The sequence below is a fragment of the Winogradskyella pacifica genome (genome assembly GCF_013403915.1).
Classification (GTDB): Bacteria; Bacteroidota; Bacteroidia; order Flavobacteriales; family Flavobacteriaceae; genus Winogradskyella; species Winogradskyella pacifica.
Genome location: NZ_JABFDI010000005.1, coordinates 135,177 through 148,106, shown reverse-complemented (window position 1 = coordinate 148,106; position 12,930 = coordinate 135,177). Strand labels below are relative to the sequence as shown.

The window sequence follows — 12,930 nt, the reverse complement described above, 5'->3', positions numbered from 1 at the left end:
CTTTTCATCTTGTTTTAAACCCAAATTTTACGGGTTAAATAAAAAAACACATTTAAAATTGAGAAAAGTTTAGAAATACATTTCATAAAGTAATTATTTCATAGTAGAAGTAAAACTAGAGAATGTAGGTTTAGGTCCAATTTTTCATTTATGGATTCTTAGAATAAACAGAAAATGTAAGTACTTAAATAAGCTATAATGTTCACTGGCATTTTAGAACACCAATAATTTATCAGACGTTAAAAGAAATTATAAAATTCCTACGAAGAACATAACCGAATGCATAATAACATTGTTACTAAGTAATGCTATAACATAACCTCCATTTTAAGTAGTCTATATAATAAGAGTCGTCAAAAGTTAAACAGATTCTTTTTTTGCTAAATAATTAAATTATTATCCATGTAAAATTCTAATGTGTATTTTTACAGAAATTAATTAACTTATCATTATGGAAACCGTACAGTTTATACATTCAATTTGGGCCTATCTTGTACTTTTAGTCTTAGTACTTGCAACATTTAACGCATTAATTAAATTTTTTGGCGACAAGGAATTCGATGCAAAAGATTTTAGAATTTCATTATTCGCATTAATTACAATGCATATTCAATTACTAATTGGTATTATATTGTATTTCACTAAGGATTATTTTTCAGTGATTGAACAAGTTGGTGGTATGGGAGAAGTGATGAAAAACTCAGGATTGAGAAAATTAATTATAGAACATCCTTTCGCCATGATTATTGCTGTAGCTTTAGTTACAATAGGCTATTCTAAACACAAAAAGAAATTGACCTCTAAGCCAAAATTTAAGCTACTGGCTATTTTTTATACTTTAGCTTTAGCTTGTGTTTTATATATGATTCCATGGAACCTTTGGTTCTAAATTTTAAATCATAGCACATAAAAAAAGCGTCTAAATAGTATTTAGACGCTTTTTTTTAGTTTCAAAATTTCGTTTATAATTCTTTAACTAAGTATATATATATACAGGAAAGTGATCACTATAACCTCCTGAAAGACCTGCATCAATCATTCTTAAAGGATAGTCTTTATAGCGTCCTTCTTTATTCGTTAAATACGACTTGTTAAAAATTCCTGCTTTATAAAATCTAAAAGACGTATAATCCTTTTCTAAAAAAGGTTGTGTAAATAAAATCATATCAAATAAACTCCATGAATCTCTATAACCAGTTGTTCCTAATCCTTTTTTCTTATATAGGTTTTCATAAGGATTATAAATACCTTTTAACTTCACCTCTTCTTTATCTGCTTCCGTTTTTAATTCCTCTTTCATACTGTCATTTATAGGGTTATCATTAAAATCTCCCATCGTCATGATTTTAGCATAAGGATCTATAGATTGCAAAGAATCAATTATACGTTTATTTAATTTTCCCGCTGCAACACGTTTAAATCGACTTCTTGCTTCACCTCCACTTCGAGATGGCCAGTGATTAACAATAATATGAATTAAATCTCCGTCTAATTCACCACTAACTAATAACTGATCTCTCGTATATACACGCTCTCTTGAAGAATCATCATATATAAGTAATTCATGAGAACTAGTTTCAATAGGTCTAAATAGTGCTTTTTGGTACAATAGAGCGACATCAATTCCTCTTTTATCAGGAGAATCAAAATGAACGATACCATAATCCTTACTCAATAATTGTGGATCATTAACCAAATCTACTAGCACTTGTCTGTTTTCAACTTCAGAAACTCCAATAATCGCAGGTGAGTTTTTGGTATCTTCATAACCAATATCAGCAACTACCTTTGCCATATTTTTCACTTTCTTCTTATATGCCTCAGCTCTTAAACCTTGATTTAATTCCATTATAGGACTAGCCTCATCATATTTAGTGGTGTCATTTATGGTATCAAATAAATTTTCTAAATTATAAAATGCTACGGTGTGAATTTTATACTTTTTCTTTTCCTGAGCATTTACACTTATAAATACAAAAACGAATACTACTAATAAGCTGTGTTTTAAATTTTTCATTTATCGCATGTTATGTTAACATTAATTACTTTACAAATCTTGAGCCAAAAGTAGATATTTATTATAAATAATGTAAATTTGCACGCCTTAAATAACTTTTATTTAATGTACCAAGATTATTAACTTTAAATTTAGATATGAAAAAAAGTTTAATTATTTTACTATTTGGAGTTTTAACTTCCTTTACCATGATGGCACAAAGTACCATTATTAAAGGTAGTGTAAAAGATGCCGCATCTTCTGAACCAATTCCAGATGTAACAATTACTATTGAAGAAACCCAACAATCAACTTTGACCAACGGTTTCGGTGAATTTATTTTTTCTAGCAATGTGCCATTAGGCGAACAAGTCTTAAGAATTTCTAAAGCTGGTTATGCTACAAAACGTTACCCTATTATTGTAAATGAAGGACAAACCGTAGATATTACGGATATGACTTTAGATATCGATGTCACAGATGTACAAGATATGTTTACAATTACGTTATCTGATGATGAACTTAATGATGACACAAGTGGTGCAGATAACATATCTGGATTATTATCATCTTCATTAGATGTTTTTCAAAGAACAGCAGCTTTTGAGTTTAGTTCTTCCTTCTTTAAAGTTAGAGGTTTAGATTCTGAAAACGGTTCTGTTTTAATGAACGGTATTGAGATGAACAAACTTTACAACGGGAGACCACAGTGGAGTAATTGGGGAGGATTAAACGATATGATGCGTAACCAAGTTTTAACAACTGGTCTTACGCCTTCTGACTATAATTTTGGCGGTGTTTTAGGAACATCAAACATTATAACTAGAGCGTCTTCTTACAGAAAAGGTGGACGTTTTACCTATTCATCTTCTAATAGAAGTTATACTAACCGTGTAATGGCAAGTTATGCATCTGGTTTATTAGATGGAGGCTGGTCTTATGCGCTTATGTTAGGAAGACGTTGGGGAGAAGAAGGTTTTGTGGATGGAACATTATATGATTCTAATTCATTCTTTGCTTCTGTAGAAAAGAAAATAAACGATAAGCATAGTATTAACTTTACTTCAGTTTACACACCTAATAGAAGAGGAAAGTCGTCACCAAACACGCAAGAGATTTATGACCTTAAAGGGATTAAATATAATGAGTACTGGGGAGACCTAGATGGTGAACAACGCAACTCTCGTATTAAAGAAGTTGAAGAGCCAATCTTTATGTTAAATCACTATTGGGATATATCTTCTAAAACAAGATTAAACACTAATGTTGGTTACCAATTTGGAAAACTAGGAAACAGTAGATTAGATTATAGTGGTGGTGGTAACCCAAGTGCTGCTTATTACCAACTACTACCTAGCTACCACGAACAAAGAGATGATCTTGCTGGCGCGTATTTAGCAGGGCAAAAATTTATAAATGATGGTCAATTAGATTGGAATCGTATTATAGATGCTAACGTTACTAATAATATAGGTGACATTACTTCTGCTTACGCTTTATACGAAGACAGAGCTGATGACAAACAACTAACGGTTAATTCTATATTTACTTCTGAAATTAATGAGCACATCGTTATTAATGGAGCGGTAAACTACAAAAACTTAAAATCAGAAAACTTTGGAGAAGTTCTAGATTTATTAGGCTCTGATGTTGGTTTATTAAACGTAGATTCTTTTGATGGGTACCAATACGATAACCGTAATCAAGATAGAATAGTACAAGAAGGAGATAAATACAGATATAACTATAACTTATATGCTGATGTCATTTCAGGGTATGCTCAAGGACAGTTTAAGTATAACAAATTTGATTTCTATGCTTCTGCTAATATAACTAGCACAACATACCAAAGAGAAGGGTTATGGGAGAATAGTAGATTTGATGGAGTTGACGGACGACCAGCGTCTTTTGGAAAAGGAGAAGAACTTTCTTTTACAGGCCTTGGTGCAAAAGCAGGATTCACATATAAAATTACTGGAAAACACTTAATTGATGTTAATGGAGGTTACCTTACTAGAGCACCAAATTTACGTAACACGTACTCTAACTCTAGAGAAAATCATTCTGTTGTAAATAATATCAGTGAAGAAATAGTAACATCTTTAGATGCAAGCTACATATTTAGATCACCTATAGTTAATGCTAAAGTTACAGGATTCTATACAAAAATAGAAGATGCTAACGAAGTTGGCTTTTATTATGCTGATGGTTTAAGTGGTGGTAATGATATCGCAGATAACGATACATCTGCATTTGTACAAGAAGTTTTACAAGGTATAGACAAAAGCCATTTAGGAATGGAATTAGGAATTGAAGCACAAGTAACACCAACTATAAAATTAAAAGGTGCTGCTTCTATTGGTCAATACACATACGACAACAACCCTAATTTATACTTAACGTCTGCTAGTTTTCAAACAGCAGATGGATCCGGTTCTATTGATTATGGTAAAGCGAATTTAAAAGATTATAAACTTGCAGGAGGCCCACAAAGAGCTGCTTCTATTGGTTTTGAATATAGAGATCCAGATTTCTGGTGGTTTGGCGCAACAGCTAACTTCTTCTCTAATGCTTATATAGATGTTAATGCATTAACAAGAACAGAGAATTTCTATTTAGATTCAGACGGATTACCAATAAATGACTATGATGAAGATATAGCTACTGACTTATTAAAACAAGAGAAAATTAGCGACTATATGGTTATTAACCTTGTAGGTGGTAAATCTTGGAAAGTTGATGAATATTATATTAGTCTATTTGCTAGTGTTGGTAACATCCTAGATGAAGTTTACAAAACAGGTGGTTTTGAGCAAGGTAGAAATGCTAACTACAGAGAACTTAGAGATGATAATGCTGATGGCAATCCTCAATTTGGTTCTAAGTACTGGTATGGACGTGGAGCTAACTATTTTGTTAACCTAAACGTAAGATTCTAAAAAGAAAAATTAACAAATAATATCACAATTATGAAATGTTCAAATTTCATAGATTCAATAATTATAAATAAAAAAGTTATGAATAAAGCGATTAAATCTTTAAAATTAATATTAGTCTTAATAGCTTCTGTAGCTATTACATCTTGTGTCCAAGATGATGACTATACTATTCCTAATAGCTTAGGAGACGAAGAAAATAAAAGTCTTACATCATTGTTAGAGACTGGAAATGAATTGACATTTGCAGAGGTTAAAGCATTGTACCAAGGAGGAGAGTTCATCGAAGCTGTAGATACTAATGACTATGTAAAAGGTTATGTATCTTCATCTGACCAAACAGGGAACTTCTTTAAAGAATTTTTTATTCAAGATAGTCCTACAAACCCAACATCAGGTTTAAAAGTAATTTTAAACCAAGTTGATACTTATAACCAATTCAATTTAGGAAGAGAAGTTTATATTAGTCTTCAAGGTTTATTCATTGGTGAAGAACGTGTTGGAAACGGAGTTACTACTATTGGTGGAGGAACTGAAACTGATCAATTTGGCACTACTGTATCAAGTTTAAATGAAATTCAAATTAGACAAAAAGTTTTAAGATCTACAGTTACTGAAGAACTTACTCCTTTAAACTTAGGCTTAACTGCAATCAATGGTAGCCATGTAGGTGTTTTAGTAAAAGTCGAAAATGTAGAATTTGCAGATGATGAAATTGGTTTAAATTATTTTGACCCAATTGAAGTTTTCGATACTCAAAGAATCTTACAAGATTGTAGAGGTTTTACATACCCACAATTTATATTAGAAACGAGTAGTTTTTCAAGTTTTAAAAATGAGCCTTTACCAATTGGAAACGGATCTGTTACAGCTGTTGTTAGTAAAACTTTTGATGGAGCTAGCTTAATATTGGCTTTAAACTCTACTGATGATGTAAATATGGATAGTGCTAGATGTTCTTTATTAGATCCTGCGGATTTCAGCAACCTTTTTTCTGAGGACTTTGAAGGAATGTCAACAGGTGCCACTGTATCTGGAAATGGCTGGACAGCCTATGCAGAAGAGGGCACTTATAACTGGAGAGCTTTAACGACTACTGATAGTGGTAATCCAGGACCTGGAAACAAAATTGCGTCAATGGGAGCCTATAACTCTGGTGTACCAGTTAATATTGCTTGGCTAATTAGTCCATCTATTGATTTAGATTCTCAAGAATTAACGTTTATTAACTTCCAATCTTCAAACAATTTTGATGACGATAGTGAATTAGAACTTTTAATATCTACTGATTGGGATGGAAATCTTTCTACAATAACTAACTCAACATGGACTTCCTTACCGGGAAATATAGTTTCTGATGACACATTTTACCAAGATTGGGTAGATTCTGGATTAATTAATTTAAGCAATTACTCAGGCACAGCTTATGTAGCTTTTAAATACGTTGGTGGTGATAATAGCGGCAATGAGTCTCCAAATACAGGAACTATTGATGGTACTTTTGAAATTGATAATTATAGAGTTTTAGGTCCAAACTAAACCGATAAAATAATATTCATCAAACCTGCAATGATAAACATTGCAGGTTTTATTTTTTAAACTCTATCTATATGACTTCATTATTTGACAATTATTATATTTTAATTTTCAACCATTACAAAAAAAAATTAGGCAAACGAAGCCTAAATATAGCGTTGTTTTATATTACGTTTTTAGAGTTGTCCGTTATATTTGCTTTATCGACTTTCCTTATGGCATTCGCCAGCCAAATGAAGATGGCTATAATGTCTTCTACAAAATTTTGGGTATTATTTTCAATAGTCGCATTGTTTATAATTTCTAAAAACTGGATGCGTTACAACGGAAAGAAACGAATGATTCTTAACGCTAAATCTAAACGCAGTGACACTTCTATATACTTACTATGGCTTTTCCCTCTAGGGTGCTTTGCAATAGCCCTTATACTACTTCAAGTTCAATAAAAAAACGCCACCCTTTCGGATAGCGTTTTTATACTATTTTATGTTATCTGAATTTATTCAGTTACTTTCTCTTTACTACAACATTCTTTTTTACAATCTGCTTTACAAGCAGTTTTTTCGCCCTCTGTTTTATTAGCACAACAAGCCTCTTTACAGTCTGCTTTACAAACTTTCTTATCAGCGCCAAAATCATCTACAGCATGCATATCTTTAACCTTATAGGTATCCGACACTTTACCAACTGCTTCTTCTAAAGATTTAGGCGTTACTTTAGCCTCATCATACTCTACCATAGCTAAACGCGCATCAAAATCAACTTTTGCAGATTTTACACCTTCCATTTTCGCCATCTTCTTTTCAATAGTTTTAGCACAACCCATAGCACAAGTCATTCCGTCTATTCCAAACTCTACTTTAGCATACGTTGCATTAGGATCTAGAGTTTTAGCAACGTCTTTTTTAGCAACTTCTACATCTACAGTTTTTACTTCTGGTTCTGATTCATTTTTACAAGAGGTAAAAACCAAAGCCACAATTGCTACTATACTTATTGTCTTAAATATCTTCATTGATTTAAAGTATTAATATTTTGGTTAAAACTAACAAATATTGACGTTCCTTGCGAAACAATTAACGAATTTTATGACTCAATTACAGCGTTTTTGTACGAAAACCCCTAATTTGAAATGGATATACCTTATAATACTATCCATTATATGGGGAAGCTCGTTTATACTTATTAAGAAATCGCTTTTAGGACTTACAGCTTATCAGCTCGGAGCGCTTAGAACTATTATAACAGGACTACTTCTTTTGGCTTTTGGTTTTAATACACTAAAAACAATTCCAAAATCTAAATGGAAATGGTTGTTAATTTCGGGGCTTTTAGGTTCATTTATTCCAGCATTCTTTTTTGCCATTGCAGAAACAGAAATTGATAGTGCTGTAGTATCAATATTAAACTCATTAGTGCCATTAAACACGATTTTATTAGGCTTTGCCGTTTTTAGAATCACATCAACCAAGCTCCAAGTTTTTGGCGTCATTATCGGCTTTATTGGTACGGCAATTTTAATTTTAAAAGGATCTGAATTAAACCCTAATCAAAATTATTTATATGCAGGCTTCGTAATTGCATCAACAGTAATGTATGCCGCAAACGTCAATATTATAAAACGCTATTTACAAGATGTAAAACCATTGGCTATTGCTGCTGGCAATTATGCCTTCATTGTTATTCCGGCACTAATTGTATTACTATTTAGTGACTTCTTTACGGCAGAAACGCTCTCTAATCCAAAGTTATTAGACGCCTTAGTTTATGTTGCTATACTATCTGTTTTTGGTACTGCACTCGCCAAAATATTATATTTTAAATTGGTACAAATGTCTACTCCAGTTTTTGCGTCTTCTGTAACTTACATTATGCCTATTGTCGCTTTAATTTGGGGAGTTTTAGATGGCGAGAATTTAAGTTATATACAAGGTTTAGCGTCAATACTTATTTTGATTGGTGTCTATTTATCTCATAAACCACAGTCTAAACCAAAATAATACCCATAAAAAAAACCGAAGCGAAAGCTTCGGTTTTTATATTAATATTTAAATGTGATTAGTTAAAATCCGCATCTGATACTCCTTCGTTAATTTTAACTTCTGTAGTCTCAAAAGATAAAACTTGAGGTCCTGTTGCTATTTTCATAGTGTTAGGAAACTTCACACCGTCTACTTCTTTATAGTTAGAATAATCAGTAATCGTTGTCATTGTTTGTCCTCCCATCTCTGCAGACTCTTCTGTTCTTACCAAATAGTTAGTTTTAGTATCGTAATATCTATAAGATGCAACATCTCCATTTGTTACTTTAACCTTATAAACATCTGCACCATCAATAGTCATGATACTTTCTAATTCTAAGCTAGAAGCATCAAGATACAATTCTGGAAACAATCCTTTTTCAGCTTTCTTAACTGATAGCATTTTATCGTCCATAACAGTTTTTTGCCCTTGTTGAACCATATAGCCACTCTCACCGTTAAAACTTTGTTGCATTACAGCACCCATACCTTCTACAACAATTTCCATATAAGATTTGTTTGGTGCCATTTGCTTAACTGTCGCTTTTGGCTTAAATGGTGCTCCTTGAATAGTTACATCAGAATTCACTAAAATTGTATTAATCTTACTTAAGTTCGCTTCACCACCAATTGCAGTAATATAATTATTGATAACAGCATCAGCAGTTAAACCTGCTGGTAATGGCTTAGAAAACACAGGCTTTTCAGTTGCATTTGCATATTTATCAAAGTACTTGATTGGAATTCCTGTTTTTTCTAAATTCTCTAAAACTTCAGCACCATTACCTACAACAATAATTCTTAAGTTATCTTCTTTAAAATATTTGTTGGCCACACGTTGAATATCTTCTACCGTTACATCATTTATTTTTTGTAAATATGTAGTGTAAAAATCTTCAGGCAAATCATTTAACTTAATATTTAACGCATAATTTGCAATAGTTTGCGGACGCTCTAAAGCCATTACAAAGTTACCTACATATTTTGCTTTAGCATCTTTTAAAAGCTGAGCATCAACTGGTTCTGTTCTAATTCTTTTAATTTCTTTTAAAGCTTCAATAACAGCACTATCAGTTACTGCATTTCTAACTTTAGCAGTTGCATTAAAACGAGATGCGCCATATCTGTCTGTTCCTAAACTAGAATAAGCACCATATGTATATCCTTTATCTTCTCTAAGATTTTTAAATAAATAACCTTCACCACCACCACCTAAGATGTTGTTGGTAATTAAAGCGATATGATAATCTTCATCATTCATCTTTAAATTAACATTATTTGTAATAGAAAGATTAGATTGTGTAGCATCTGGTACATCAACAAAGTTAATTTGTGTGTACTGTACGTTAGCGCTTGGTTTTGGTACTGTACTGTTAACAGCTACAGACTGTGACCAATTTTTAAAATATTTTTGAATTTGCTTTTTAACGTCTTTATATTTTACGTCACCAATCACAACTAAGTAAGCATGATTTGGGTTAAAGTACTTTTCATAGAACGCAACAGCATCTCCAAAAGTTACATTTTTGATAGTCTCTTCAGTTACAAATTCTCCATAAGGGTGATTTGTTCCATAAGATAAAGCCAAACCAACTCTCCCAGAAATAGCATCTGCACTTTTAGCATCTGCTTTTAAACCTTCAAGTAATTTTGTTTTTTCTTTATCAAACTCTTCTTCTGTTAATAATGGATTGATAGCTGCATCTGCCATTAATTCTAAAACTCTATCAGAATACTTCGTTAATGAACTTGCAAAACCGCCACTAATTCCAAAGTTTAAACTTGCTCCTAAGAAATCAATTTCTTCGTTAAAGTCATCTTTAGAAATAGTTGTCGTTCCATTACCTAACATACTTCCGATTAAGCTTTCAATACCTGCTTTTTTCCCTGTTGCCACAGGAGCATTATCGATTCTTAAAGAGTAAGATACTCTTGGTAATTTATGGTTTTCTACCACAAGTACCTTTAAACCATTCTTTAATGTAAACTCTTCTGGCTTATCAATTGAGATTTCTGGTTCTGGACCCGCCACAGGTGGCTGAGATCTATCTATTTGTGCACTGGCGCCAATAGTCATTATAAATAATGCGAAAAAGGCTACTATTTTATTGTTCATGTTAATTGCTGTTTTCATATTATTGATCTTCTTTTTTTGGTAGATATTCAATTTCTACTCGTTGGTTAGGGCTTAAATATTTTTTAGCCGCTGCCTGAATGTCTTCTCTAGTAATAGATCTATAAGTGTCTAACTGATTGTTAATGATATTTACATCACCATATAATAAGTAGTATGTTGCTAAAGAACCTGCAATACCTGCAACACTAGAATTTGAGCTTACGAAATCATTTTCAAACTGATTTAAAAGTTTTTGATAATCACGCTCACTAATTAATTCATCTTGAAGTTTTACAATTTCCTCATCGATCTCAGCCAATAATGTATCTAAACTAACCTCTCCTAGTGGTAAAGCGAATAAAGCAAAAATGTTATAATCTACTTGACCAATATTAACCGCCTGTACTGTTAAAGCTTGTTTTTGATCGTCGATTAATTTTTTGTAAAGTACAGAACTCTTTCCTCCACTTAAATAACTAGAAATCATATCTAACACATAAGCATCTTTAGTAGATTGACCAGGAAGTCTGTATGCCGCTATAATTGCCGGGATTTGAATATTCTTATCAAAAGCAGTTGCTTTTTTGGTTACAGTAATTGGTGTTTCTTTTGGGAAATTACGAACTACGTCTGGACCTTTTTTAACAGCACTAAAATAATCTTGTACTAATTTTTTAGTTTTAGCATAATCAATATCACCTGCGACAACCAATACAGCATTGTTTGGCACGTAATATTTATCGAAATACGCATTGAACTCTTCTAAAGTAGCAGCATCTAAATGTTCTAATTTACCAATATTTTCATCCTTGTAAGGGTGAACTTCAAAAAGATTCTCACCTATAGTCTTTAGAAGACTTCCATAAGGTCTATTATCGTAACTCTGACGTTTTTCTTCTTTTACAACTTCGTTCTGTGTATCTACACCAACTTGGTCAATAACAGGATGTAACATACGCTCCGACTCTAACCATAATCCTAACTCTAATTTATTAGAAGGGAAGATTTCATAATAGTACGTTCTGTCTTGAGACGTATTAGCATTAAATGTACCTCCATTTGCAGGTATAATTTTCATAAATTCCCCACGACCAATATTTTCAGAACCTTCAAATAAAAGGTGCTCAAAGAAGTGTGCAAATCCTGTTCGTTCTCTATCTCCATCTTTTCCTCCTACATCATACATTACAGATGTAATAACAACTGGCGCCGTATTATCTTGGTGCATAATAACGTGTAATCCGTTGTCTAAATCAAATTCCTCAAATTCAACTTTTTGTGCTATTGCCTGATGGCTAACAAACAACAAAGAAGCCAAAGCCAGTAAGTAGTTTTTCATTGTAGTCTTGTTTAAAATTTAAATTGTTTAACTGTTTGTCTCTACTAAATGCATATTGTTACAAGAAGTCTTACAAAAATAAACAATGATTTAACTTTTAACATAATATAACGTAAAAACTATCCCTTATACAGATGGTAATTTTAATGAATATACCTAAACTATCAATTATTTAAAGTAAAAACAGCTCTAAAACCTTTAAAACGCTTGCCTATTAATAATTTAGAAGTATATTTGCATCCGCTTTCTGAGAGGAAAGCTCATTTTTTAATAAACAAATTAATAAAAACGTTACGCTATGTACGCAATTGTAGAGATAGCAGGGCATCAATTCAAAGTTGAAAAAGACCAAAGAGTTTTTGTTAACCGTTTAGCAACAGAAGAAGGTAAGAAAGTAGATTTCGACAACGTTCTTTTAATTGCTGATGGTAACAATATTACTTTAGGCGCCCCAGCTATAGATGGAGCACTAGTAGGTGCAAAAGTCTTAAGACACCTTAAAGGTGACAAAGTAATCGTCTTCAAAAAGAAAAGACGTAAAGGTTACCGTGTAAAAAACGGACACAGACAATCTTTAACTGAAATCGTAATTGAAGGTATTACTGCTTCTGGAGCTAAAAAAGCTGCTCCAAAGAAAGAAGCTAAAAAAGCAGAACCGAAAGCTGAAAAAGCTGCTCCTAAAAAAGCAACTGGTAAAGCTGACGATTTAAAGAAAATTGAAGGTGCAGGACCAAAAGCTGCTGAAGCATTGGTAAACGCAGGTTTCGAAACTTTCGAAAAAATCGCTGCTGCTAAGCCAGAAGAATTAAGCACTGTGCTTACTGAAGCTAGCTCAAGATTAGCACACATCGTTACTGATACTTGGCCAAAGCAAGCTAAATTAGCTGCAGATGGTAAGTGGGACGAGTTACAAGAATTACAAGACAGATTAGACGGTGGAATTGAAAAGTAATTTTCAATTGCATTAATATTAACAAAATAAAACC

The 12,930-nt window shown here is 32.4% G+C and carries 10 protein-coding genes; 6 read left to right on the top strand and 4 right to left on the bottom strand.

Going from position 1 to position 12,930, the window contains the following annotated elements:
* The first annotated feature begins 448 nt into the window (after positions 1–448).
* Positions 449–889, top strand: coding sequence for a hypothetical protein (locus HM984_RS06530; protein WP_179348607.1), 441 nt, complete (start codon positions 449–451; stop codon positions 887–889).
* Between the two features lie 87 nt (positions 890–976).
* Here HM984_RS06530 and HM984_RS06525 read toward each other — a convergent pair whose 3' ends face one another.
* Complete coding sequence (locus HM984_RS06525; protein ID WP_179348572.1) at positions 977–2,017, bottom strand: endonuclease/exonuclease/phosphatase family protein; 1,041 nt, start codon at positions 2,015–2,017, stop codon at positions 977–979.
* Positions 2,018–2,154: 137 nt separating this feature from the next.
* Between HM984_RS06525 and HM984_RS06520 the strand changes: the two genes are divergently transcribed.
* From HM984_RS06520 to HM984_RS06510, 3 genes are all read left to right on the top strand, one after another.
* Positions 2,155–4,935, top strand: coding sequence for a carboxypeptidase regulatory-like domain-containing protein (locus HM984_RS06520; protein ID WP_115808253.1), 2,781 nt, complete (start codon positions 2,155–2,157; stop codon positions 4,933–4,935).
* Positions 4,936–5,013: 78 nt separating this feature from the next.
* Positions 5,014–6,471, top strand: a complete 1,458-nt coding sequence (locus tag HM984_RS06515) for a DUF5689 domain-containing protein (protein ID WP_179348571.1) — start codon at positions 5,014–5,016, stop codon at positions 6,469–6,471.
* A 71-nt stretch (positions 6,472–6,542) separates the two neighbouring features.
* The gene (locus HM984_RS06510) at positions 6,543–6,914 is read left to right on the top strand and encodes a hypothetical protein (RefSeq protein ID WP_179348570.1); all 372 of its coding nucleotides are present in this window, start codon (positions 6,543–6,545) and stop codon (positions 6,912–6,914) included.
* Positions 6,915–6,967: 53 nt separating this feature from the next.
* On the opposite strand, the gene HM984_RS06505 is transcribed toward HM984_RS06510, so the two are convergent.
* Entirely contained in the window at positions 6,968–7,483 is a 516-nt protein-coding gene (locus HM984_RS06505; RefSeq protein ID WP_115808257.1) for a cation transporter, read from the bottom strand.
* Positions 7,484–7,556: 73 nt separating this feature from the next.
* Between HM984_RS06505 and HM984_RS06500 the strand changes: the two genes are divergently transcribed.
* Complete coding sequence (locus tag HM984_RS06500; RefSeq protein WP_179348569.1) at positions 7,557–8,468, top strand: DMT family transporter; 912 nt, start codon at positions 7,557–7,559, stop codon at positions 8,466–8,468.
* Between the two features lie 58 nt (positions 8,469–8,526).
* On the opposite strand, the gene HM984_RS06495 is transcribed toward HM984_RS06500, so the two are convergent.
* Positions 8,527–10,605 (bottom strand): insulinase family protein, encoded by a 2,079-nt coding sequence (locus HM984_RS06495; protein WP_179348568.1) that lies wholly within the window; start codon positions 10,603–10,605, stop codon positions 8,527–8,529.
* A 19-nt stretch (positions 10,606–10,624) separates the two neighbouring features.
* Entirely contained in the window at positions 10,625–11,944 is a 1,320-nt protein-coding gene (locus tag HM984_RS06490) for a M16 family metallopeptidase (protein ID WP_179348567.1), read from the bottom strand.
* 298 nt (positions 11,945–12,242) lie between these two features.
* On the opposite strand from HM984_RS06490, the gene rplU reads away from it, so the two are divergent.
* On the top strand, positions 12,243–12,896 hold the full coding sequence (rplU, locus tag HM984_RS06485; protein ID WP_115808263.1) for a 50S ribosomal protein L21: 654 nt from the start codon (positions 12,243–12,245) through the stop codon (positions 12,894–12,896).
* Positions 12,897–12,930: the final 34 nt, after the last annotated feature.

Coding starts and splice junctions, on each gene's coding strand:
- HM984_RS06510 (WP_179348570.1), top strand. CDS start 6,543: ATGACTTCATTATTTGACAATTATTATATTTTAATTTTCAACCATTAC.
- HM984_RS06525 (WP_179348572.1), bottom strand. CDS start 2,017: ATGAAAAATTTAAAACACAGCTTATTAGTAGTATTCGTTTTTGTATTT.
- HM984_RS06500 (WP_179348569.1), top strand. CDS start 7,557: ATGACTCAATTACAGCGTTTTTGTACGAAAACCCCTAATTTGAAATGG.
- rplU (WP_115808263.1), top strand. CDS start 12,243: ATGTACGCAATTGTAGAGATAGCAGGGCATCAATTCAAAGTTGAAAAA.
- HM984_RS06515 (WP_179348571.1), top strand. CDS start 5,014: ATGAATAAAGCGATTAAATCTTTAAAATTAATATTAGTCTTAATAGCT.
- HM984_RS06495 (WP_179348568.1), bottom strand. CDS start 10,605: ATGAACAATAAAATAGTAGCCTTTTTCGCATTATTTATAATGACTATT.
- HM984_RS06505 (WP_115808257.1), bottom strand. CDS start 7,483: ATGAAGATATTTAAGACAATAAGTATAGTAGCAATTGTGGCTTTGGTT.
- HM984_RS06490 (WP_179348567.1), bottom strand. CDS start 11,944: ATGAAAAACTACTTACTGGCTTTGGCTTCTTTGTTGTTTGTTAGCCAT.
- HM984_RS06520 (WP_115808253.1), top strand. CDS start 2,155: ATGAAAAAAAGTTTAATTATTTTACTATTTGGAGTTTTAACTTCCTTT.